This window comes from Bacillus sp. FJAT-25509 (genome assembly GCF_001420605.1).
Lineage (GTDB): Bacteria > Bacillota > Bacilli > Bacillales > Bacillaceae_G > Gottfriedia.
On the sequence record NZ_LJIZ01000016.1, the window covers coordinates 1 to 23,288 of the forward strand.

Sequence of the window (23,288 nt, forward strand, 5' to 3'; positions counted from 1 at the left end):
CCAGTAAAATACCGAGTTCATGCCCAACAGGCTGCCTAATTGAAGTAACCAGTCTAACTTTATGGGGTCACTACAGATAACGGGTGGTTTGCTCTGCGGCTGAAAGCCTTTATTACTGAGTAAATCCTAAAGGTCTACTGAACAGTTCGCCTGAAGTACTACTTTTACTGGCCAGACCTCAAAGGCCTTCTGCTTACTTTCTTTTCTTTTTCTGTATCTCTTAATCAGTAAATAGATCTATGTATTCCATCATGCTTAACTTTTCCGCCCATCTTGTAGTTGATTTCGTATATATTCTTTTGTGGGCGATTTATGGGTAACCTAATTAATTGATATGAAACCAACAAACTGCCCATAAATAAAAACCCTTAACGCCAATAGCGTCAAGGGTTGATTTGATTAATATACTGACATGTATTGATCTCTTTCCCAAGGGTGAACTTGAGTACGGAACAGAGTTTATCTATAAATTAATGAATCATTTTAAGTCAAAACCTTTTACTACAAGTACTTTATTAAAATTGATACTCAATTTATGTATAAATGAATCAGATTTTTATGGGCAAATTATGGGCAGTTTATGGGCAGTTAATCGCTATATTTATGGCTAATAATATCTATCCATTAAAATACAAAATCATCAATTTTAGTAACTAATATTATGTTATATTAAATTCTTAGTTTTATAATTTCTGATACTTTATTTACAACAGTCCCTTAATTATTTTAGTAATAGTTAGGGCCTTTCTTATACAATTAAATAAAACGGTAGTGTGGTAGAAGCTATTTTTGCCTACTAAAGATACTGTGATAAATATATAATAATCACTCAGAATGCTTGAAACTACTCCATTAAGTATGGTTAGAATATAAAAAAAGGAGGCATAATTTGTAGTTAACCCTGCTTTTTTCTCATTATTGAAATTATTACATTAAAATGTTAATTTCTTTTGTTTAGTTTTACTTCTTCCAATAATTTTTCCAGTTCATCAAATAAATCAAACGGTTCAATTTCTACCCCAATTAATTCAGCATTCCAATTAATCCCTACTAATAATCCATCTTCATTCATTCCATTTAACCAATTATTCATAAATATATCTAATGGTATAGGTGATGGTTTATATATTGACCAATCATTAATATTGCATTGTCGTGCATATGCTTCGTCTGACCAAAATGGCATTACCATTGCATCTTCATATTCATTTGACTCACAAACACACCATTTATCCTCACATTCTAATCCCCAAACTACTCCATTTTCTATTACCCTTTTTATAAACTTTTTATAACGTTTTTGCGAATTTATTGTTAAGTCAAATACCATATTGATTTCTCCTTTACTAAACAAAAGTCAATTGAATTTTTAACTTTTTTAAGTGAACTAAAAATTTTGAAACGATATACATATTAAATTAATAAAATGTCTCACGAACTAGAACTGACAAAAAAACTACTTAATCTTCCTTTTGGGTAATCTATTGCTTAATAACAAAAATTTAAAAGCCAAAGTATTCTTTCTTAGCACCATCAGAAAAATTAGTAAATAGAATTTTATGAATTCTTAGGACTTTTTCTTGAGACAATTTTTTTATTAGCCATGTAGTGGCAATCGGTGTATTTATTTCAAATCTACTAATTTTTTCAAGATAATCTTCATATTCCATTAAAATTTCATTACTAATAGTTACAATATTTTCCCCTCTAGATTGATAATCTAACTTAGCCAAATCTAGAGCAGTTAAAGGATTTGGTATCTTCTTTATAACTCCATAACGAGAAGGTTTCCTATCTACAACTGACACAAAAAAATGGTGTTCCTTTGGCAATCTTCCTTTCATTTTATCATTAGAACCAGCAAGAACCAAAATATCCCATTTCTTCGCATAACATTGTATATCATTTTTATCAATACCAACTATCAATTTATCATATTTTTTCATAAGTTCGACCTCTATCTTCTCTTTTTATTTTGATATTTGGTTTGAGTTCTATGAGTAGCCCTATTGTTCAATTCAGTATGCCAATAATTATAACCTTTTTTATTTTCTTTTCCATATCTGTGTGCCATATCATAACCAAATGGTACACGTATTCTATTTCTCCCTTTAGTTTTCTTCCTTTTAATTCTATTTATTTCCGATTTAATATGACCTCTAAGGTGGCTACCCAATTTAGTATCATTCGCCATTTCTCTCAATCTACCTTGTTTTCCTGCCAAAGAACGTTTTGCAAATTTAGCTACCCTACTGGCTTTCTTTAAATAGCCAACTTTAGCAAAGTTAGAAGCAACGGCCCAGGCAATTTGCTTTTTATTTTTACCAGCTTTATATGCCTTATATCCGTCATAAGCTGCAAAACCTGCATTAACAGCAAGCCAGAACCAATGTCCATCTGGGTCTACCATCATAACTGGATTATTATTAGCATAAGTATATCCATTCTGTGTAAGGATATCATCACCATCACCAGGATCTGGATCAAGTGATAAAAATACACCGTGTGTAGGATTATAATACCTTGCAATTAGGTAATAGTAACCTGTTTCCGCATCGAATTGATAACCTGCATAACGATATGGATTATCTTTAACTACTGTATCTTCTACTATTTTTAATGGTTTACCCCATGCATCGTATTCATATGATGCGACAACCTGTCCATCCTTATCTGTTAATGCAATGACATCACCATGAGCGTTGTAATGATAGAAGTATTTTTCGGTTCCCTTTTTCATCGCAACTAGTTGGCCAGATTCAGAATAAATAAATGACTTTGTTACCTGATTTTGTCCATTCGTTTCATATAAAACATTTAAACTATCACCATCATAAAAATAGTTTGTAATAGTTGTTCCAACGGTCTTTTGAATACGTCTGCCATCTTCGTCGTATTTATAAGATGCTACAGGTGAACTTTCACCTTTTTTAGTAATTGATTCTAGTTGATCTTTTGCATTCCACTTGTAAATGTAAGTATCATCTTCAGTACGATTACCATTTAAATCATATTTGATTGTTTCAGAACCAAACTTTATTAATTGATTAGCTAAATTATATTGACTATCAGTAGTTTGAGTTGACCCATTTTTCGTTTCTTTGACAGAAGTTCGATTACCAAATCCGTCATATGAATACGCTAAAATTGTTCCATCTTTTAATGTTTCTTTTTCTAACTGATCTAGTTTACCATATTCATAGGATATATTTTTGCCATCTGGATATTTAATGCTTGTACGATTACCGTTTTTATCATAGCTATATGTCTCATCAAGAATTATATTACCATCTTTATTTCCAACAACCAATTGTTGAACTAGTCCTCTATCATCATATTTAAATGACGATCCTGAACCATTTCCCGTAGTAAATGTTTTTACATTTCCTCGCTCATCGTAATCAAAACGATATGAATGTTCACCATCATTTACAACTGTATTTTGGTCGTTTTCATTGTATTGATATTTTAAATTCTGAATTAAGCTTAAGTTTACATCCTTTTAAGAATGAATCTAGGCGAAGCACCAGATTCTTGTTCAGCTTCAAAATAAGTAAGTTTTCCGTGTACAAGAAATAAGTGAAGGCATACCATTGCCGACTGCAGTTTCTAGTGCATTTAATAATGGAAGTTCCTTCCCGTCAATCCTTTCACTCCAAGATATTGAATAACACCAATCACCAGCACTGTGTTCTCTCAAAATGTTTGCCACTTCTATTGCATTAGAAATAGGTTTCTTAATTTCAATCAACGACTCTAAATTCAAAGTTTTATCGTAATTGTGACATAAACGACCTAATGCATCTTTTCGTTTCTTTTTTGAAAAAAGTTCAAACAATACACGATCTTGAATCCTTTTAGTAAAGAATGATTTTACAATAATCTCTTCTATCTCCTTGTCCATGATAATCCCTCTCTTTTAACGTTAGCTTACTTGTCTATTTAATAACCAAAGTTCTTTATTTCCTCTTTGGATAATAGTAATGATCATTTGCTAGTTTCTTTAACAAAATTAAATATCCACAACTATTACCTCAAATATTGTTTTATTTTTCATACAAGATTGAAAGTAACCATAGATAATATCATTCAATATCCAAATACATATCTATTCTAAATAAACTAAAAAGGAGAGCATTAGCTCCCCCTCTTGAATAATTTTTTCCGTCCCTCAAATATACCTATACATATATATTACATTTATTTTTTTATTATTAAATTTAGACTTATAAATATTTACTCTTCATTTCTCGTCTAATATTAATAATAAATAAAACTCGCTATAATGTAGTAAATATAAAATAATAAACTAATCGTGATTAAGCAAAGTGAGCAGATACTTTTTAATTTTGAATACCCAACCTTTTTATTAAGAAAGTTGACTAGTAAAAGAAGACCTAGAATAATCAATTGAATAATAAATGTTATATAGATATATTCATGCAAAGACTCTCCTCCTCCAATGAATATACCTATACCTACTATAACAATACCTAAAATTCCATATATTCCAGTAATATTATTTAGTTTGGAAATCTTATATTTTACAGTTTGAACTGGTAATAATAATGAAATTCCTAATACCATAAAACTTATCAAAATATGAAGCACAAATACTAACATGATTATATCTCCTATCTTCCTCTCCCTATCGCATTTGAATATCTCCACAATTTAGATTTTAGCGAATTTTTTCTAGCTTTTTTTATTCCGTCTAATCTTCGTCCTGGTGTTCTTTTCAAATGCTTTTTAGTATTAGTTATAAGTCTGTTAGCATGCCTTTTATATTGCTGATAATCACTAGACCATTTATTCGCTTTTTTCGATTGGAGTACTCTCCCTATAGCCTTTCCTTTAGAAATAAATCCCAACGCTCTACCAGCGCCTGTCCACATCAAACCACTAACAGCACCTTTAAAAGCAGCTTTCCTAACACCTTTCCAATTTGATTTCTTCCCTCTCATCTTATTATAGAGATAATATTTTCCTACCGAAGTAGCTGCCCCAATCCCAGCACCTGCTAGATACTGCCAATAATGTCCATCAGGATCCACCTTCATTGTCGGATTATTCCCAACATAAGTATAACCATTTTGGGTAAGAATATCGTCTTCATCACCAGGATCTGGATCAAGTGATAAAAATACACCGTGTGTAGGATTATAATACCTTGCAATTAGATAATAATAACCTGTTTCCGCGTCGTATTGATAACCTGCATAACGATAGGGATTATCTTTTACTACTGTATCTTCTACTGTTTTTAATGGTTTACCCCATGCATCGTATTCATATGATGCGACAACCTGTCGATCCTTATCTGTTAAAGCAATGACATCACCATGAGCGTTGTAATGATAGAAGTATTTTTCGGTTCCCTTCTTCATCGCAAGTAGTTGGCCAGATTCAGAATAAATAAATGACTTTGTTACCTGATTTTGTCCATTCGTCTCATATAAAACATTTAAACTATCACCATCATAAAAATAGTTTGTAATAGTTGTTCCAACGTTTTTTTGAATACGTCTTCCATCTTCGTCGTATTTATAAGATGCAATAGGTGAACTTTCACCTTTTTTAGTTATTGATTCTAGTTGATCTTTTGCATTCCACTTGTAAATGTAAATATCATCTTCAGTACGATTACCATTTAAATCATATTTGATTGTTTCAGAACCAAACTTTATTAATTGATTAGCTAAATTATATTGACTATCAGTAGTTTGAGTTGACCCATTTTTCGTTTCTTTGACAGAAGTTCGATTACCAAATCCGTCATATGAATACGCTAAAATTGTTCCATCTTTTAATGTTTCTTTTTCTAACTGATCTAGTTTACCATATTCATAGGATATATTTTTTCCATCTGGAAATTTAATGCTTGTACGATTACCGTTTTTATCATAGCTATATGTCTCATCAAGAATTATATTACCATCTTTATTTCCAACAACCACTTGTTGAACTAGTCCTCTATCATCATATTTAAATGACGATCCTGAACCATTTCCCGTAGTAAATGTTTTTACATTTCCTCGCTCATCGTAATCAAAACGATATGAATGTTCACCATCATTTACAACTGTGTTTTGGTCGTTTTCATTGTATTGGTATTTTAAATTCTGAATTAAGCTTATATCCTTGACTATTAGTTCATTTAATTTGTCAGATGTACTAGCATACTTCCATTCTTGAGTTGCTCCACGATCTTCTTGTTTGGTAACACGATTTGAGGAATCGTAGGTTTTTTCTTTCTTTCGTGCTTCTTTTGGATAATCAACAGTTAGTTCATTTCCATTTTTATCGTAAGTAAAACCATAGTATATTTCCTCGTTATATGCAATACTTTTTACTCGATCTGTACCATCATATTCACTTGTGATAGTATTTCCGTTTGGTAAGATTGTTTTAGTATTGTTACCATTTGGATCATACTCTTTCGTTGTTTTATCATTTAATGGTCCGACGGTTTCAATTAATGAACCATTCTCATCATATTTATAAGTAAATGGTTGTATTACACCTAAATCTGATTCGATTTTTTTGGATGTCATATTCCCATTAAAATCATACAGATAACTAAGCTTTGTGTGATTCGCTAACGATAATTTCATTAATTGGTTTGCTGCATTATATTCGTATGTTTGAATTTCTTCATTAGCATCTGTTTCACTTTTTTTATTTCCATTTATATCATACGTAGTTTTGGAAACATTCCCTAGCTCGTCTTCAGTTTCTATCACATAGTTTCCGTCACCATCATATTTATTGTTGGTGACAATAGCACCTTTCATTAAACGTAAACCATCAAACCAAACTGTACCTGTATAATTACCTTTAAATACAGTTGATATTTCAATTTTATTAATAGGTTTTGTGCCTGGAATTTTTACTGCAGCACGATTCCATTCTTGTGTTCCAATTGGAAAACTCGCAACTAATTCTTCTATTTCACCATTTGTATAAGTAACTTTACCAACAATTGAATAATCTCGATTTGAAACAGTGTCGGTGCTTTTCTTCCCCACATTTTCAGCTTTAGATAAACCAGTCAGTGTTATATTAAATGGATCATCAGTTAAACTTTGTCCTACAACTACTGTTTGTTTATACTCACTCGCAGCTTGTGTTGTAGCTGTTCTAGCAATTTTTAATGAAGTACTATCCTCAAATCCAGTTGTAGTATCGTTACTACCTCCGTTTTACATCAGTTTTTACATTTACTTTTATTGGATTAAGTATTAAAGCCACTTGTTCTTTAAAGTTTTCAAACAATTTCTCATTCTTAACAAATGGAGTAGGACAATTCTTTTTGGTTACATCATAGTGTCTAACAATTAGTAAAGGTCTTTCAGAAAATTTAAATTTTCACAAACAATACCAGGATGTTAATAGAAAAGTTATGGATGATTTATACCATTCTAATTTGGATTTAGTTTTTTCTAGAAACGATGAGGACTACATGCCAAAATCCAGTTTATTCAATTCTTTTTCTAGAATTTTAAAAAATGCAGAACTCCCCTCTCTACCAATCCATTCATTAAGACATACTCATGCTGTTTTACTTTTAGAAGCTGGAGCAGATATGAAATACATACAAGAACGTCTTGGACACGGTAGCATACAAATTACAGCTGATGTTTATTCCCATATAAGTAAAAAAATCGATATTGATTCAATGAGCAAATTTGAGAAACATATGGAGGATGTCCTTAAATAGTTCATAAATATTTTATGGGCAATTTATGGGCAATAAAAATAATTAATTTGAAACCAACAAACTGCCCATAAATAAAAAAACCCTCAGCGTTACAGCGCCAAGGGTTGATTTGATTAATATACTGACATGTATTGATCTCTTTCCCAAGGGTGAACTTGAGTACGGAAGATATCCCATTCGATTTCTTTTGCTTCTACAAAGTGTTCGAATAAGTGTGATCCTAATGCACCAACGATTACTTCGTCAGTTTTTAATAGATCTAATGCAGCTGCTAAAGTTGCTGGTAAGTCGATGATTCCAACTTCTTCGCGCTCTTCTTTAGACATAACGTAGATGTTACGGTCTACTGGAGCTGGAGCTTCTAATTTATTTTTGATTCCGTCTAAACCTGCTGCTAATAATACTGATAATGCTAAGTATGGGTTTGCAGCTGGGTCAACTGAACGCACTTCTACACGTGTGCTTAAGCCACGAGATGCAGGAATACGAATTAGTGGACTACGGTTTCTTGCAGACCAAGCAACGTAACATGGAGCTTCATAGCCAGGTACTAAACGTTTGTATGAGTTTACAGTTGGGTTTGTAACAGCTGTAAAGTTTGGAGCATGTTTTAAGATCCCTGCGATGAAGTGACGTGCAGTTTCACTTAAACCTAATTCACCAGTCTCATCGTAAAATGCGTTTTTGCCATTTGTAAATAATGATAAGTTACAGTGCATACCTGATCCGTTTACACCAAATAATGGTTTTGGCATGAATGTCGCGTGTAAACCGTGTTTACGAGCGATTGTTTTTACAACTAATTTAAATGTTTGAATGTCATCACAAGCTTTAATTGCACCAGCATATTTGAAATCAATTTCATGTTGTCCTGGAGCTACTTCGTGGTGAGATGCTTCGATTTCAAAGCCCATTTCTTCAAGTTCAAGAACGATATCACGACGGCAGTTTTCACCTAAATCAGTTGGTGCTAAGTCGAAGTAACCACCTTTATCATTTAACTCAAGAGTAGGTTCACCTTTTTCATCTAATTTAAATAAGAAGAATTCTGGCTCAGGCCCTAAGTTGAAATCTGTGAAGCCTAAAGCTTCCATTTCTTTTAACATACGTTTTAAGTTATTACGAGGATCTCCTTCAAATGGAGTGCCATCTGCATTGTAAATATCACAGATTAAACGAGCTACTTTTCCTTTTTCAGCAGTCCATGGGAAAACTACCCAAGTGTCTAAATCAGGGAATAAATACATATCTGATTCTTCGATACGAACGAATCCTTCGATTGAAGAACCGTCAAACATCATTTTATTGTCTAAAGCTTTTTCAAGCTGACTTACTGGTATTTCAACGTTTTTGATAATCCCTAGTAAATCCGTAAATTGTAGACGTATGTACTTTACGTTTTGTTCTTTTGAAATACGGAAAATATCTTCTTTTGTAAACTTAGCCATTATAAAAGTTCCCCTTTCGTATGCAACAAACAAAATTAGTCTAACACACTTTAAAATAGAAAAGTAGAGATATGCTACTTCCACTTTTCTATTTTTTTATTTTAAGTTTAGTGATTAGCAGTTTAAATATGTTTCTTTTTCCCATTCCGATACACGTAATCGATATGCATCCCATTCATCTTTTTTGTTTTGAAGGAATGAATAAAATACATGTTTCCCTAAAACTTGCTGTAGGAATTCACTGTTTTCTAGTTCAGTAACTGCTTCAAGTAAGCTTCCAGGCAATGTTTCAATGCCTTCTGCTTTTCTAGTTACGTCATCCATCAAATACAGGTTTTCACTACGCTCGACTGGAGGTGTTAACTTTCTTTCAATACCATCTAAGCCGGCTGATAATAAAACAGCTAAAGCTAAATAAGGATTTGCAGATGGGTCTGGATTTCGCACTTCGATTCTAGTACCTGCACCTCTTGCAGCTGGTATACGAATTGTACATGTACGATTACTTTGTGACCAAGCTACATAAACTGGTGCTTCATAGCCTGGAACTAAACGCTTATATGAATTAACTGTTGGATTTGTAACTGAAGCATTTGCACGAGCATGTGTTAATACACCTGCAATAAATTGTCGCGCTGTTTCAGATAATCCAATTGAATCATGCTGATCATAAAAGGCATTACCATTATCATTTCCTAGACTCATATGACAATGCATACCTGAGCCATTTTCTCCAAAAATTGGTTTTGGCATGAATGTAGCAACTAAACCATTTTTCTCAGCAATTGTTTTAACTGTATATTTAAATAATTGAATATTATCAGCTGTTTGTAATCCTGGTGCGTATTTCCAATCGATCTCATGTTGACCGATTGCAACTTCGTGATGTAAAGCCTCAACTTCTAACCCTAACGCCTGAAGTGCCTTTGTAATTTCACGTCGTATTGTAACTGTTTTATCTAGGGGGGCTACATCAAAATATCCACCATTGTCATTTGGAACTAACTGATTTCCTTCCTTATTAAATAAGAAGAACTCAGGTTCAGGTCCTACATTAAAAGAAGTAAATCCCTTGTCAGTCGCTTTTTCAATTGCTCGTTTAAGCACATTTCTTGGATCACCTTCAAAAGGTGTACCATTCGGATAATGAACATCACAAATGAAGAGTCCAACTTTTTCAATAGTATCGACTTTCCAAGTATTCAAATCTGGGAAAAGCATCATATCACTTGCTTCAATTTTTGTGAATCCGTTAATACTAGAGCCATCAAACATAGTTTCATTATTAAGTATTTTTTCAATTTGTGTGATTGGTAGTTCTAATTGTTTGAATACCCCTTCTACATCTGTAAAAAATAACTGTACAAATTCAAGACTGTGTTCTTCAACACTATTTAAAATCGTTTCCTTTTTCATTTATATTTCCCCCCATATAAATATAAAAGCTAGAATAATCCGGATTTAATCAATAACTTAATGAAAGAATCGAGACATATCTCCTTGTCGTAAAGAAGTTCTACCTAATTTACCATTTTGATATAACTCTTGACGAAGCATTTTTCGAAGCTGTTCATCTGATATTGATTTTTCAACAATGACTTGTTGAACCACTGTTTCTTTGGATTTTTCTGACGATTTTAAATTGAGTACTTCTTTAATTCCTGCTAAATTTAAGCCTTGTTCTATAAAAGTTTTTATCTCTAATAATCGATCGACATCATTGAAAGAAAATAATCTACGATTACCTTCAGTACGAGCTGGACGTATTAAATCATGCTCTTCATAATATCGAATTTGTCTTGCGGATAATTCAGTTAACGAAATGACTATTCCGATTGGGAAAAGTGGCGTTGAGCGTCTTACTTGATCATTCATAGCAATGCTCCTTTCGTTCATCTATAAGTATTTTATTTCATGTTAGATAATCTGTCAATACAATGTTAGAAAACCTAACATGAAATTATTTGTTTTTTATTCTATGCAATATTAGTTAAAATTCTACTATTTAATTAAAAAAAATAATCTCCATTAGTTTGGAGATTATAACGGTTTGTATTCTCTTCATATATGATTAAATACGTTTATTTGTTGAGCGTATTTAATCTTGGTTTCATTTGAATGTCCTCAAATTTAACTGATATGATATTCACTAAGTACTTTAAAATGATAAATCTTTTTTTAAAAAGAAATGCTCATAATCTCTTCCCACTTTATCAAGTGTTCCATAAACATGATAGCCGAACTTTTTATAAAAATCTAAAGCCTGAAAGCTCAAAGTATCTACCTTTATGAAATCACAATTCTTTTCAAGTGCAATTTGTTCAACTTCAAGTAACAATTTGGTTCCATATCCATGTTTACGAATATCTTCATCAATCATAAAAGTATGAATTTCTAACCAATTCCAGCAAATTTCACCTAATATCCCGCCACGTACTTTACCATTTTCATCCTTTAGAAATAAATTAATCTCTTGATATCTACCCCTTAAATCTTCAGGAAAATGTTTTAAATTAAATTCATACAAACTCCTATTAATATAATTTTTATCTTTCTCATTTAAATCTTTCGTTATATGTAGATCCATTTCACCTTTTCTCCTATTCTGTTTCATTCGATTATTAAGTAAATATTACATAATTATTTTCGCTAAGAAGATTTAACAGTGGTAGCATATTAAATTTTACCATATTCTCCCTTTTCCCTTCGTAAATATTGCAGTTTAACTATCCATTTACTTTAATAAAAAGACTCATATTGGCAGTTAATCTTCAACTAACGCACGAATAGTTTCAGTACATATTTCTACAATTTGACTATAGTAATTTATTAAGTTATGATTTTTTTACTTTTATAGAAAGGCTGAGGATAATGATTTGTCGTTTAAAAAAGTTTAAAAATGTCGCTGTGGTATTAAGCTTCTAAGTAAGTTCTAGAATCTACAATACTTAGAAGCGAGGAAGATAATTATGAATCATCCATTATTTAATCATTGGTCTGAAACAAAGTATTTAAAAGATATAGTGACAAATCCACTCATTGAAGTAGGGGAGTATTCCTATTATTCAGGGTATTATGGTAATCAAAATTTTGAAGATGGCTGTGTAAGATATTTATGGCGTGATGCTAAATCTCAAGAACTTTTCAATCCAATTGAACAGTTTGGTTGGCATCTAGATAAACTCATTATTGGAAATTATGTTTGTATTGCAAGTGGAGTTGTCATTTTAATGGGTGGTAATCATAACCACCATTCAGAATGGATCACTGTTTATCCATTTGTTGAACAAATAGGACAATCTTATGAACCAAAAGGTAACACAGTTATTAAAAGCGATGCCTGGATTGGCATGAACGCTATTATAATGCCTGGTGTTACAATTGGTGAAGGCGCAATCGTTGCAGCAGGTTCTGTGGTATCTAAAAACGTACCTCCATATACAATAGTTGGTGGAAATCCTGCAAAAGAAATAAAGAAACGCTTCACAGATTCAGAGATTAATAAACTAATGAAAATGCGTTGGTTTGATTGGGATAGAGAATTAGTTAAGAGAGCGATACCTCTTTTGTCCAATTCATCCATTGAAAAGTTATATGATTTTTATACCAACAAAGTAAAAGAAAGATAATTAAGTTAGACAAGCACATTCTAAATAGGATGTAGCTTTTTGCATACAATTTTTATTTATTACGCAAAATTGGCAGGTTTACTCTTTATAGCAAACCTGCCAATTTTCCAATAAAAAGATTCACATTTTGTCTGGATAATTGAAAATTTTTGACAAACTATTAGTTGGTTTAGTTATACAAGAATACAACCTAAACGAAAGAACGGCGTGTTCTTGACTAACTCCCTAGTCAAACTCCTTTATTACGTTCTTCTGTGCAACTTAGGTAATTAGCACATTTCTCTTTGAAACACTTGGTTACTGTTCCTGGCTTAAGATTATCTTTAAACTTTTCATAACAGTAACACACTTCATCGTCCTGTTCAACTCCACTCTTCCGACTAAATACTTTTGGTCCGATATCAGAAGGCTTTAGGTCTTCTATTTTGTTATCTTCTTTATACTTATCTAAACACGACTTACATATACAAGATCTTCTTACCTCTTCTTGTGGTATCTGATTAAATATCTCTCTTGGGAAATACTCATCATTACACCAACAAGTCTTCCCACTTGAGCACTTATTCTCATTACCACACATGGGACAGAGCTTAATTGCCATTATATAACCTCCTCAATTAACAATCTTAGTTACAATTTTTAGCGGACTTTTTAGCAGAAGATTGTAGAAACTCTTCTGCGCATATCATATAAAAGTAATCTTTTAGTGTCAGAGTATTTCTCTAATTAGTCATCTTTTTACAATTGTAGAGATCGTTGCACATCCTCTAAATATTCTATGGGATTTATGATTTGATCTAGTTCAAAAGTGACTTTAATTAAATTCAATTTCTAATATCAATTAATGTTTATATTATTTATGTACTACTGACGAGATATTTTGTCTTCCTATATAACTATTAATTTTTTGCTGCTTCAATTCTTCTTTTAAACTCTTCTTTCCCCTCTTCGCTTTCTATATTATTCAGCACCCTCCCAAGATAGCGTACTTCTCTTCTTTATAAACTGCAAACCCCTTAAACAATGCTTTTTCATGTTCCAATCTCTCTTCAATTTGTTTTTAAGGAAAACCTTCTCCAATTTCCCCTTCTTGTTCAGTACGGGCATTTAATTTTTGTACGGAACAGCCTCACCATATCGCTTCCATTTGGAACAATTTATCCTAATTACATAATGATTCTTAATGATAGTCAACAAAAAGCCAATCCCTTCTACAATTAGGAATTGGCTTTTTTGAGTTTTCTCTTATTTTTATATAAATAATACATTAATAATGAATTTAACTTATAACTAGAATAAACATCAAACGAAAATATGTTAAACTGTCTGAAAAAATTCAGTTGATTCGAACCCCCATTTAATCGAACAAAATTGACTAATCCGTTAAGATTCTCGGAAAGTGTTAAATCATTTGTTTTTGAATTATTGCTACTTTAGCAATATGAGTTTCTTCCTATATAGTAATTCATTTTTACAATAATGTTATTTCTACAAATATTTTCCATTTAAAGTAATGACAATTAATTCATTTTTATTTTTTCTATATTAATAGAATTTCCCGATTCACAAATACGAATATTTCGAAACTCAAAATCTAGATAATAGGGCTTATTATATTTTTTAATAACAACTTAAATTGCAATAATCGCCCACCAAATCTTATATTGATAAAGTGTTAAAATTTTATAAAAATCAGAAAAAATTGCTCTTTTTAACTATTTCCTAGGGAAGAAGTTAACGAATAAATGGTAATCGTTTTTCTCTATTAAATGCAATCAATAAATTACTCTTGCTCCCAACTTTTAAAAGTTTCCTTATAATCGCTAGAAACAATTCCTTTTTCTGTAATAATCGCCGTAATTAATTCATTCGGCGTCACGTCAAACGCTGGGTTTAATACATCGATTCCATCTGGTGCTATTTGAACATTTCCGATATGTGTTACTTCAGTACGATCGCGTTGTTCAATTACAATTTCGCTCCCTGATTCGATTGATAAATCAATTGTTGATAAAGGAGCTGCTACATAAAATGGGATTTGGTAAAAGTTTGCTAAAATCGCTAATTGTAATGTTCCAATTTTATTTGCAGTGTCCCCATTAGCAGTAATGCGATCAGCTCCAACTATAACTGCATCAACTTTTTTATTTTGTAATAAGTAGCCGACCATATTATCTGTCAATAATGTAACTGGGATACCACTTTGGTTCAATTCCCAAGATGTCAGTCTTGCCCCTTGAAATACTGGTCTAGTTTCTGTTGCATAGGCTGAAATTTCCCAACCTTTTTCTTTTGCTAAGTGAAGTGGAGCTAAAGCTGTTCCGTAGCGACTTGTCGCAATACTTCCTGCGTTGCAATGAGTTAATACCGCTGCACCGTCATGTAATAATGTTAAAGCGTTTTCACCGATTTCCTTGCAAGTTGCCTCATCTGCTAAATGTAATTTTATCGCTTCTTCCATGATGATTAATTTAGCTTCTGATACAGTAACTGCTTCTTTACTAGAACCAATTAGTTTTTCAACTGCCCATGCTAAATTTACTGCAGTTGGTCTAGCACTTATTAGTTCATCCGCTAATAATCTTGCTTGTTGATGAAATTCTTCAATTTGTTCAGTTTCAATTTCTCGAACACCTAAATAAAGTCCATACGCAGCTGCTAAACCGATCGCTGGTGCTCCTCTTACTTGTAATTTTACGATTGCTTCACGTACATCTAATAATGTTGTTGCATCAAAATAGTATATTTCAGTTGGTAATTTTGTTTGGTCTAAAATTTTTAAGCTTTCACCGTTCCATTGTAATGATTCAGGTATTTGCTGTAATGTAGTCATCGATAATTACTCCAATCCATTAAGTAAATTTCCAATATTTCTAATAGTAAATCTATTTTTTATACAATAAACTCCGAATTTTAAGACTTTTTTCTTTGCTTCAATTTTTTGATTATGTTCCAGTGCATCAATATCTTCAACATGAGCAAGACCGATACTTCTTCGGATTAATTCACATCCAATAACCCCAATTGCATCCACCCAATATCCTTCTAGTTTTTCTTTAATTAAAGCTTTTTGGTTAAACGGTCTAACACTATGCTCTTCCCATAGGCGAATAAATGTTTCATTAAAAACTTTTTCAATGTTTAAAATGTGTTCAATAATTTCGTCCTTTAGTTCAGTACGACTGAAAAGTTGAAAAAGTAAATTTGCCTGAATTTGCCCCAAATCAAATCCGATTGGTCCGACAAATGCAAATTCCGGGTCAATTATTTTTGTTTCTGTTTCAGATACGAAAATGCTTCCCGTATGTAAATCACCATGTAATAAAGCTTCTTTTTTCGATAAGAAATCTAATTTTAGTTTCGCAACCTCAATTTGTAGATCTTCATCATTCCATAGATTTTGAATTTCATCTGTTAATTCTTCTTCAAAACTATTTGTTTCACTGTTAAAAAATGGGTCCGTGTAAACAAGATTTTCTGTTATATCACATAAGTCAGGATTATTAAAAAGATACTCTAACTCTTTTTTCTTAGCCGGTGTAGTTCCAAAGTCTGAAGTGAAGAATAATGATTTAGCTAAAAATTCTCCAATATGTTCAGCTAAAAACGGATAGCTTTTTTTCTCAATGAAACCTTTTCGTAAAATTTGCAAGTGAGATAGATCCTCCATTACAGTTACAGCTTGATCTTCGTCATGTTCTAAAATTTTTGGTGCATGTAATGGGATTAGCTCATTGTATATTTTTGTCGCATTACTCTCGATCGTCGCTCGCTTTAATGTAAGTGGCCAGCTTTCTCCAACGACTTTTGCGTATGGTAGAGCCTGTTTTATAATTAACCCTTTCTCGCTTCCTACGGGATTAACTTTAAACACTAAATTTAGATTCCCATCCCCGATTTCTATACTTTCACATAGTTCATTTTTAAAATAGCCAAGTTTTTGTAAATAAGTAATTGCAGTTGCTTCTGTTAAAGGTCTATATTCTTTTCGTTCAATGACAGTCACTAAATTCATCCCCCTTGAATTTTGCAAAATAAAAAGCCTCTTTTCCGAGACGAAAAGAGGCAATACTAATTGGCTTTCGTCTCTTATCTACCAGAAAATTTCTTTTCTGTTGGAATTAGCACCGTGCCTTACTGAGCATTTAAGCTCAGGCGTATACAATACGCCCCATTTCACAATGGTATTACGGTCGGTTGCTGGGCATCGTCGGGCCAAATCCCTCCGCCTACTCGAAATAAGAGTTCGCATATTTGATTTTATAATCGTATTTTAATTTATAAATTTTTAATTTGTCAATCACTTTTTTAAATTTTTTTGTAGATTTCTTCTTTTCTGTCTTCAAAAATAGGGATTGTACCGCGTATTTCATCGACTTTTTTCGGATCAATTTCACCGAATACGATTTCTTCATTCGTGCTACCTTTGGAAATTACTTCTCCCCAAGGGTCAATGATCATTGATCCTCCGCCAAATGTATTTGCTAAATCTTTTCCTACTCGATTACAAGCAACAACATAACACTGATTTTCAATTGCTCTTGCTTTTAACAAGATTTCCCAATGATTCATTCTTTGAATTGGCCATTCAGCGACAAAAAATAAAACTTTTGCACCTTTTTGAGAATGAGCTCCAATCCATTCAGGAAAACGCAAATCATAGCAAACAAAACCTGCAGCTGTTAATCCATCGATTTCAAAAAGACCGTCTGTTTCCCCTGATTGAAGATAGTGATGCTCGTTCATTAACTGGAACAAATGAACTTTATCATAAGATTTTACTAATTCACCAGTATTGCTAATAACAATTAACGTATTCGTTACACCATTTTCTCTTGCAATTGGGAACGAACCAGCAATCAATATTACATTATTTGATTTTGCAATCGACTGAAGTTCAGAAATAATCGCTTCTTGTTCACCTGTGTGCAAGCCAATCTCTTCCAAACAATAGCCTGTTGTCCATAACTCTGGTAATACGATAACCTGAACATTTTCTTTAACCGCTTCGTTTATTTGAGTTTTCATTTTCTCTAAATTAGACTTTGATTTACCTAAAATAACGTCAGATTGAATACACGCAATTTTAATCACAATTTATTCACCCTATTCTAAATTTTATAGACATTTTTAAATCGAGCATATATGATGGTGAAAGTTATTGCAACAGTCGTTCATGAAAATCAGTCGATTAAGTAACGATCTATTCAAATTAATTTTATTATATTTTTGGAGTGATTAACTTGAATCATAGTAAACTATTAAACAATTTACCAAAACAATTTTTTGCTTCACTAGTCCAAAAAGTGAATCAGTCAATAGGTAATGGTCATGATGTCATTAATCTTGGTCAAGGAAATCCAGATCAGCCAACACCTGACTATATTATAAAAGCATTACAAAAGTCTGTTGAAAACCCTTTAACTCATCGTTATTCTCCGTTTAGAGGGATGAGATCTTTAAAAAATGCTGTTGTAGAATTTTATAAACGAGAGTATGATGTTGATTTAGACCCAGAGGAAGAAGTAGCCATATTATTCGGTGGAAAAGCTGGATTAGTTGAGCTACCACTTTGTTTATGTGACGCTGGAGATACAATTTTAGTTCCAGATCCAGGCTATCCAGACTATTTATCTGGTATATCTCTTTCAAAAACAGTACCATACATGCTTCCATTACTTGAACAAAATCAATTTTTACCAGATTATAAATTAATTCCTCAGGATGTTTTGGATGCTAGTAAAATATTATTTATCAATTATCCAAATAATCCCACTGGCGCTATCGCAACAGAAGAATTTTTTAAAGAAACAGTTGAGCTTGCAAGAAATAATCAAATTACAGTTTGTCATGATTTTGCTTATGGCGCATTTGGTTTTGACGGCAAAAAACCTTTAAGTTATCTTCAAACGCCAGGAGCAAAGGAATGCGGGATTGAAATTTATACCCTCTCTAAAACTTATAATATGGCTGGTTGGAGAATCGGTTTTGCAGTTGGAAATAAAGAGGTTATTTCAGCAATTAATCTATTACAGGATCATCTTTACGTTAGCATCTTCCCTGCTGTTCAAGAAGCTGCCGCTGTTGCGCTTACAGAATCTCAAGAAAGTGTAAAACAACTATTAGCACTTTATGAAGAGCGTAGAAATGTATTTATTAGCGGTTGTCACGAAATTGGATGGGAAGTAACTGCACCAGCAGGGTCCTTTTTTGCATGGCTAAAAATTCCAGCAGGTTTTACATCACAGGAATTTGCTGATCTATTACTTGAAAAGGCTCATATTGCAGTCGCTCCAGGAAATGGATTTGGAGAATATGGTGAAGGGTATGTAAGAGTCGGCCTACTATCAGATACTGATAGACTGAAGGAAGCAGTTGCTAGATTAAAAGAAATTGAAATATTTTCAAAATTTAATGTTTGACAATTATGATTGTTCATGAAATAATGCGATTAGATTAATAATTCAAAATTAAATATTAACTTTATTCAGAGTAGGTGGAGGGACCGAGCCCGACGAAACCCGGCAACCGGCTAGTTAACTAGTACGGTGCTAATTCTCGCAGCATTTGCTGACAGATAAGGTGTAGGTAAACCTCTCCTTAGTGGAGAGGTTTTTTGTTTGATTAATACTTTTTGGAGGTTTTGAAATGAGTGGAGTAATAGCAACTTACCAAGTTTATGATAAAAATCATCATTTAGAAAAAAAGGCAGAGTCAATCGCTCTAGGTTTAACGGTTGGTTCTTGGACGTCATTACCTCAAAATGATCAAATTCAATTACAAAAGCATAAAGGTAAAGTTCTTTCAGTTCGTGAAATAGAATGCGAAGAAAATATCGTTAACTTTTTAGGATATAAACCAACAAAAGGGATTATTGAAATTTATTATCCTAGCTTAAATTTTTCAGCTGATCTTCCAGCTATTTTAACAACAGTTTTCGGTAAGCTATCCCTTGATGGCGAAATTAAACTAATAGATTTAAATTTTACTGATGACATTTTAAATTTATTTCCGGGTCCAAAATTTGGTATTAAAGGCATTCGAGAAAAATTGGATGTATATGATCGACCTTTATTAATGAGCATTTTCAAATCAATAATCGGCAGAGATATTCAATACATTTCAGAGGAATTAAAAAAGCAAGCTTTAGGCGGCGTTGATTTAATTAAAGACGACGAGATACTTTTTGACACGAATACATCTATAACAGATCGCGTCACTCACGGAAAAAATATTTTGAACCAAGTTTATGAAAAAACAGGACACAAAACATTATACGCGGTGAATTTAACTGGCCGTACATATGAGTTAAAAGAAAAAGCATTACGTGCTGCAGAAGCTGGTGCGGATGTATTTTTATTAAATGTATTCTCGTATGGAATTGATGTACTTCAAGGTTTGGCAGAGGATCCATCAATTAATGTTCCAATTATGGCCCATCCTGCTGTTTCGGGTGCGTTTACAGCATCACCAATTTATGGAATTGACGCAGGATTATTACTAGGGAAACTTTTACGAATTGCAGGTGCAGATTTTAGTCTATTCCCTTCGCCATATGGTTCAGTTGCATTACAAAAAGAGACAGCTTTAAAAATCGCTGAAAATTTAACTGTATCAAATGGATTAAAAGAGACATTCCCAGTACCTTCTGCTGGAATTCACCCTGCGCTAGTGCCTCAATTAATTCAAGATTTTGGAATTGAGCAAGTCATCAACGCTGGTGGCGGTGTTCATGGTCATCCGGATGGTCCGATTGGTGGAGGTAATGCATTTAGAGAAGCAATTTCAGCAACACTGTCTGGAGTTGGGCTAAAAGAATACGCACTTCCAAATACATCACTACAAAAAGCATTACAACTTTGGGGGTAAACAACAATGGCAATAAAGATTTTTTGTGATTTTGATGGAACAATTACTGAGGGAGACAATATCGTTAATTTAATTAAAGAATTTGCTCCTCCTTCAGTAAGTGAATTAACAAGTGAAGTATTAAATGGCAATCTATCGATTCGAGAAGGCGTAGAGAAAATGTTTGCTACGATTCCTTCAACGAAAAAACAAGAAATGACTGATTTTGTAATCGATCGTACTATCATTCGAGATGGTTTTAGCGATTTTATTCAATTTGTAAGCGTTCAACAATATGCGTTAAAAGTTGTAAGTGGCGGGCTAGATTTTTTTGTTCATCCTATATTAGCGGATTACCTTCCACCTTCGGATATTTTATGTAATCGTACTGACTTTACGGGCCAAACTGTAAAAATTCATTGGGATTATTCTTGTGATGAAAACTGTACGAATGATTGTGGAATGTGTAAACCATCTGTTAAAAGAAAATTTAGTGAATCAAATGATTTTATCATTGTCATTGGCGATTCAATTACTGACTTACAAATTGCAAAAGAAGCCAATTTAATTTTTGCTCGAGATTTCTTAAAAGATAAATGTGAAGAACTATCTTTACCTTTCATTCCTTTTGAAAATTTCTATGATATTCGAGCTTCATTAGAGAAGGAGGTGCTAGTATGAAGGACTTTTTCAAACATTATGATGAAATCCGTGAAGTAAAAAAAGTACTAGCTGATCGAGATTGGTTTTTAGGAACTAGCGGGAATTTATCAATTAAAGTAAATGACGAACCTTTAAACTTTTTAGTGACAACTAGTGGTAAAGATAAAACTAAACATACTTATGACGATTTTTTACTCGTTAATGAATTTGACCAATCTGTTTGGGATGAATCAAAAAAACCATCAGCTGAAGTCATTTTACATCGGCTAATTTATCAACATACAAATGCAAAATGCGTACTTCATGTACACACTTTAGCAAATAACTTTATAACAAAGGATTTTCCATATCAAGATGAATTATCTTTTTCTGGTATCGAAATTATTAAAGCATTAGGATTATGGGAAGAAGATGCAGAAATTACAATTCCAATCATAAAAAATCTTGCGCATATCCCTACTCTTGCAAATGAATTTCTTCCACATATAAAGAATGATCATGGTGCTGTATTAATTCATAATCATGGTATAACAGTTTGGGCCGAATCAGCATTTGAAGCTAAAAAGCATTTAGAAGCTTATGAGTTTCTATTCCAATATGCATTACAAGGTATTCAAAAAAATACATTTATAAAGAATTAATTTGGAGGAATGAAGAATGGCAACAATTTGGGTAGAAAAAAAAGATTATCATATTACAAGTGATGTTGAAGTAAAAGCTTATTTAGAAGAACAAGGTGTAATTTACGAAAATTGGAATATCGAACAATTACATAGTTCGTTACAAGAAAAATTTATTTTATCAGATGATGAAAAAGCAGCGATTCTTGAAACATTTAAAGCTGAAATCGACAGTATTTCATCAAGACGTGGCTATTTAGCGAGTGATATTATTACTCTTTCAGAAGCAACTCCAAATCTTGATCAATTACTTAAAAACTTCAATCGTGAGCATCATCATACGGATGACGAAGTTCGCTTCATCGTTAGCGGTCACGGTACGTTTATTATCGAGGGAAATGAAGGCTTTTTCCATGTTAATTTGAATCCTGGAGATTTAATTTCTGTACCACCAAATGTACGCCACTACTTCACTTTAGCAGAGGATCGTAAAGTAGTAGCTGTTCGATTATTTGTTACGACTGAAGGTTGGGTACCTATTTACGAATAATTTTTATAAAAACTAAATTGACTCATATCCTCTTTAGGATGTGAGTCAATTAATTTTCTTCTTCATTGAAATGATCTTCTCGGTAGTCGATATATAACGAACCATCTGTTTGTACTTCAACAAAAAACACATCTGAAATTGATTTTATGCCTACCCTTTCAAGTTGAGCTATTAACCATTTTTTATCCAAGTTTAAATTTGATAATGCATCTTCGTTTACTTCCCCGTCAGATACCACTGCTGTTGACGTTGGAAATAACAAAGTTTTTTTCCATGTTTTATTTTTTTTCGTTTTAACATCTTTTGTTTTCATAATTGATAGACTGCCATCAATTTCAAATATAGCGTACTCTACATCTTTCAACGAATAAATATTCTCATTACGAAGCATTCCTTGAAATTGCTCTGTATCTAATCTAGCTTTTTTTAATGCATTTTCCATTATTTTTCCTTGTCTAATTAAAATAATTGGTTCCCCAAGAATCATCCGACGTAAAGATTTAGATTTTAAACTTAAATACCCCATGATGATCGTCAAAACTGCCCAGCCAACTAATCCAATGATCCCATCTTCAATATCTAATGTTTTAGATGTCGTTATAGATGCTGCTACATTCCCTATTGTAATGGCTGTTATAAATGTAAATACATCTAATTGACTAATTTCCTTTTTCCCCATTAATCTCGTTAAAATAAATAAAACAAAAAATGAGCATATGACCCTAAATACTACTTCATTAAAGCTCATTTATTTCATCCTTTCTCTTTCAAAAAACCATTTTAAGTATTTATTAATCAACTTAGCGTTTG

General features: G+C 32.5%; 21 protein-coding genes, 2 pseudogenes and 2 riboswitches. Of the genes and pseudogenes, 7 read left to right on the forward strand and 16 right to left on the reverse strand.

Annotated features, from left to right (window positions below; genetic code table 11):
- Positions 1–940: 940 nt before the first annotated feature.
- The 7 genes and pseudogenes from AN960_RS09280 to AN960_RS09305 form a co-directional block, all read right to left on the reverse strand.
- A complete protein-coding gene (locus tag AN960_RS09280) occupies positions 941–1,330 on the reverse strand; it encodes a DUF2750 domain-containing protein (RefSeq protein ID WP_056470065.1) in 390 nt (129 codons plus the stop codon).
- Between the two features lie 172 nt (positions 1,331–1,502).
- Positions 1,503–1,946 carry a hypothetical protein gene (locus AN960_RS09285; RefSeq protein ID WP_056470069.1) on the reverse strand — a complete coding sequence of 148 codons (444 nt, stop codon included), beginning with the start codon at positions 1,944–1,946 and terminating at the stop codon, positions 1,503–1,505.
- An 11-nt stretch (positions 1,947–1,957) separates the two neighbouring features.
- A complete protein-coding gene (locus AN960_RS25030) occupies positions 1,958–2,194 on the reverse strand; it encodes a polymorphic toxin type 8 domain-containing protein (RefSeq protein WP_286131699.1) in 237 nt (78 codons plus the stop codon).
- A gap of 36 nt (positions 2,195–2,230) precedes the next feature.
- Positions 2,231–3,469 (reverse strand): annotated as a pseudogene (locus AN960_RS09290) (RHS repeat domain-containing protein); the annotation flags it as partial.
- A 75-nt stretch (positions 3,470–3,544) separates the two neighbouring features.
- Positions 3,545–3,904 carry a hypothetical protein gene (locus tag AN960_RS23980; RefSeq protein WP_286131666.1) on the reverse strand — a complete coding sequence of 120 codons (360 nt, stop codon included), beginning with the start codon at positions 3,902–3,904 and terminating at the stop codon, positions 3,545–3,547.
- A gap of 356 nt (positions 3,905–4,260) precedes the next feature.
- Positions 4,261–4,623, reverse strand: coding sequence for a hypothetical protein (locus AN960_RS09300; protein ID WP_056470072.1), 363 nt, complete (start codon positions 4,621–4,623; stop codon positions 4,261–4,263).
- An 11-nt stretch (positions 4,624–4,634) separates the two neighbouring features.
- Complete coding sequence (locus tag AN960_RS09305; RefSeq protein WP_056470077.1) at positions 4,635–7,028, reverse strand: RHS repeat domain-containing protein; 2,394 nt, start codon at positions 7,026–7,028, stop codon at positions 4,635–4,637.
- A 302-nt stretch (positions 7,029–7,330) separates the two neighbouring features.
- Here AN960_RS09305 and AN960_RS09310 point away from each other — a divergent pair.
- Positions 7,331–7,720 (forward strand): annotated as a pseudogene (locus AN960_RS09310) (tyrosine-type recombinase/integrase); the annotation flags it as partial.
- A 113-nt stretch (positions 7,721–7,833) separates the two neighbouring features.
- Here AN960_RS09310 and glnA read toward each other — a convergent pair.
- The 4 genes from glnA to AN960_RS09330 all read right to left on the reverse strand — a co-directional run bounded on the left by glnA (position 7,834) and on the right by AN960_RS09330 (position 11,755).
- A complete protein-coding gene (glnA, locus tag AN960_RS09315) occupies positions 7,834–9,168 on the reverse strand; it encodes a type I glutamate--ammonia ligase (RefSeq protein ID WP_056470085.1) in 1,335 nt (444 codons plus the stop codon).
- Between the two features lie 114 nt (positions 9,169–9,282).
- On the reverse strand, positions 9,283–10,584 hold the full coding sequence (locus AN960_RS09320; protein WP_056470087.1) for a glutamine synthetase family protein: 1,302 nt from the start codon (positions 10,582–10,584) through the stop codon (positions 9,283–9,285).
- A 57-nt stretch (positions 10,585–10,641) separates the two neighbouring features.
- Positions 10,642–11,043 carry a MerR family transcriptional regulator gene (locus tag AN960_RS09325; RefSeq protein ID WP_056470089.1) on the reverse strand — a complete coding sequence of 134 codons (402 nt, stop codon included), beginning with the start codon at positions 11,041–11,043 and terminating at the stop codon, positions 10,642–10,644.
- Between the two features lie 283 nt (positions 11,044–11,326).
- Complete coding sequence (locus AN960_RS09330; RefSeq protein WP_056470092.1) at positions 11,327–11,755, reverse strand: GNAT family N-acetyltransferase; 429 nt, start codon at positions 11,753–11,755, stop codon at positions 11,327–11,329.
- A 382-nt stretch (positions 11,756–12,137) separates the two neighbouring features.
- On the opposite strand from AN960_RS09330, the gene AN960_RS09335 reads away from it, so the two are divergent.
- Entirely contained in the window at positions 12,138–12,797 is a 660-nt protein-coding gene (locus AN960_RS09335; protein WP_056470094.1) for a CatB-related O-acetyltransferase, read from the forward strand.
- 229 nt (positions 12,798–13,026) lie between these two features.
- Here AN960_RS09335 and AN960_RS09340 read toward each other — a convergent pair whose 3' ends face one another.
- The 4 genes from AN960_RS09340 to AN960_RS09355 all read right to left on the reverse strand — a co-directional run bounded on the left by AN960_RS09340 (position 13,027) and on the right by AN960_RS09355 (position 17,888).
- Positions 13,027–13,398, reverse strand: coding sequence for a cysteine-rich CWC family protein (locus tag AN960_RS09340; RefSeq protein WP_056470097.1), 372 nt, complete (start codon positions 13,396–13,398; stop codon positions 13,027–13,029).
- A gap of 1,182 nt (positions 13,399–14,580) precedes the next feature.
- Entirely contained in the window at positions 14,581–15,630 is a 1,050-nt protein-coding gene (mtnA, locus tag AN960_RS09345) for an S-methyl-5-thioribose-1-phosphate isomerase (protein ID WP_056470100.1), read from the reverse strand.
- Positions 15,631–15,636: 6 nt separating this feature from the next.
- Positions 15,637–16,812 carry an S-methyl-5-thioribose kinase gene (mtnK, locus tag AN960_RS09350; protein WP_056470102.1) on the reverse strand — a complete coding sequence of 392 codons (1,176 nt, stop codon included), beginning with the start codon at positions 16,810–16,812 and terminating at the stop codon, positions 15,637–15,639.
- A gap of 71 nt (positions 16,813–16,883) precedes the next feature.
- Positions 16,884–17,042: riboswitch (SAM riboswitch) on the reverse strand.
- Positions 17,043–17,105: 63 nt separating this feature from the next.
- Positions 17,106–17,888 (reverse strand): carbon-nitrogen family hydrolase, encoded by a 783-nt coding sequence (locus AN960_RS09355; protein ID WP_056471134.1) that lies wholly within the window; start codon positions 17,886–17,888, stop codon positions 17,106–17,108.
- Between the two features lie 143 nt (positions 17,889–18,031).
- Here AN960_RS09355 and AN960_RS09360 point away from each other — a divergent pair, with 143 nt between their 5' ends.
- The 5 genes from AN960_RS09360 to mtnD all read left to right on the forward strand — a co-directional run bounded on the left by AN960_RS09360 (position 18,032) and on the right by mtnD (position 22,478).
- Complete coding sequence (locus AN960_RS09360; protein WP_056470105.1) at positions 18,032–19,219, forward strand: pyridoxal phosphate-dependent aminotransferase; 1,188 nt, start codon at positions 18,032–18,034, stop codon at positions 19,217–19,219.
- A 58-nt stretch (positions 19,220–19,277) separates the two neighbouring features.
- A riboswitch (SAM riboswitch) is annotated at positions 19,278–19,381 on the forward strand.
- A 64-nt stretch (positions 19,382–19,445) separates the two neighbouring features.
- Positions 19,446–20,666 carry a 2,3-diketo-5-methylthiopentyl-1-phosphate enolase gene (locus tag AN960_RS09365; RefSeq protein WP_056470111.1) on the forward strand — a complete coding sequence of 407 codons (1,221 nt, stop codon included), beginning with the start codon at positions 19,446–19,448 and terminating at the stop codon, positions 20,664–20,666.
- 6 nt (positions 20,667–20,672) lie between these two features.
- On the forward strand, positions 20,673–21,326 hold the full coding sequence (locus AN960_RS09370) for a 2-hydroxy-3-keto-5-methylthiopentenyl-1-phosphate phosphatase (protein WP_056470116.1): 654 nt from the start codon (positions 20,673–20,675) through the stop codon (positions 21,324–21,326).
- Entirely contained in the window at positions 21,323–21,949 is a 627-nt protein-coding gene (locus AN960_RS09375; protein WP_056470119.1) for a methylthioribulose 1-phosphate dehydratase, read from the forward strand. The genes AN960_RS09370 and AN960_RS09375 overlap by 4 nt, the downstream gene beginning before the upstream one ends.
- Positions 21,950–21,965: 16 nt before the next feature.
- Positions 21,966–22,478, forward strand: a complete 513-nt coding sequence (mtnD, locus tag AN960_RS09380) for an acireductone dioxygenase (protein WP_056470122.1) — start codon at positions 21,966–21,968, stop codon at positions 22,476–22,478.
- Between the two features lie 49 nt (positions 22,479–22,527).
- Here mtnD and AN960_RS09385 read toward each other — a convergent pair whose 3' ends face one another.
- Positions 22,528–23,226 carry a DUF421 domain-containing protein gene (locus AN960_RS09385; protein ID WP_056470125.1) on the reverse strand — a complete coding sequence of 233 codons (699 nt, stop codon included), beginning with the start codon at positions 23,224–23,226 and terminating at the stop codon, positions 22,528–22,530.
- Positions 23,227–23,288: the final 62 nt, after the last annotated feature.

Bases quoted from the DNA above. Each gene is read 5' to 3' on its own strand.
- glnA (WP_056470085.1), bottom strand. From the start codon at position 9,168: ATGGCTAAGTTTACAAAAGAAGATATTTTCCGTATTTCAAAAGAACAA.
- AN960_RS09300 (WP_056470072.1), bottom strand. From the start codon at position 4,623: ATGTTAGTATTTGTGCTTCATATTTTGATAAGTTTTATGGTATTAGGA.
- AN960_RS09330 (WP_056470092.1), bottom strand. From the start codon at position 11,755: ATGGATCTACATATAACGAAAGATTTAAATGAGAAAGATAAAAATTAT.
- AN960_RS09365 (WP_056470111.1), top strand. From the start codon at position 19,446: ATGAGTGGAGTAATAGCAACTTACCAAGTTTATGATAAAAATCATCAT.
- AN960_RS09320 (WP_056470087.1), bottom strand. From the start codon at position 10,584: ATGAAAAAGGAAACGATTTTAAATAGTGTTGAAGAACACAGTCTTGAA.
- mtnK (WP_056470102.1), bottom strand. From the start codon at position 16,812: ATGAATTTAGTGACTGTCATTGAACGAAAAGAATATAGACCTTTAACA.
- AN960_RS09370 (WP_056470116.1), top strand. From the start codon at position 20,673: ATGGCAATAAAGATTTTTTGTGATTTTGATGGAACAATTACTGAGGGA.
- AN960_RS09280 (WP_056470065.1), bottom strand. From the start codon at position 1,330: ATGGTATTTGACTTAACAATAAATTCGCAAAAACGTTATAAAAAGTTT.
- AN960_RS09325 (WP_056470089.1), bottom strand. From the start codon at position 11,043: ATGAATGATCAAGTAAGACGCTCAACGCCACTTTTCCCAATCGGAATA.
- AN960_RS09285 (WP_056470069.1), bottom strand. From the start codon at position 1,946: ATGAAAAAATATGATAAATTGATAGTTGGTATTGATAAAAATGATATA.
- AN960_RS09340 (WP_056470097.1), bottom strand. From the start codon at position 13,398: ATGGCAATTAAGCTCTGTCCCATGTGTGGTAATGAGAATAAGTGCTCA.
- AN960_RS23980 (WP_286131666.1), bottom strand. From the start codon at position 3,904: ATGGACAAGGAGATAGAAGAGATTATTGTAAAATCATTCTTTACTAAA.
- mtnD (WP_056470122.1), top strand. From the start codon at position 21,966: ATGGCAACAATTTGGGTAGAAAAAAAAGATTATCATATTACAAGTGAT.
- mtnA (WP_056470100.1), bottom strand. From the start codon at position 15,630: ATGACTACATTACAGCAAATACCTGAATCATTACAATGGAACGGTGAA.
- AN960_RS25030 (WP_286131699.1), bottom strand. From the start codon at position 2,194: ATGGCGAATGATACTAAATTGGGTAGCCACCTTAGAGGTCATATTAAA.
- AN960_RS09385 (WP_056470125.1), bottom strand. From the start codon at position 23,226: ATGAGCTTTAATGAAGTAGTATTTAGGGTCATATGCTCATTTTTTGTT.
- AN960_RS09375 (WP_056470119.1), top strand. From the start codon at position 21,323: ATGAAGGACTTTTTCAAACATTATGATGAAATCCGTGAAGTAAAAAAA.
- AN960_RS09335 (WP_056470094.1), top strand. From the start codon at position 12,138: ATGAATCATCCATTATTTAATCATTGGTCTGAAACAAAGTATTTAAAA.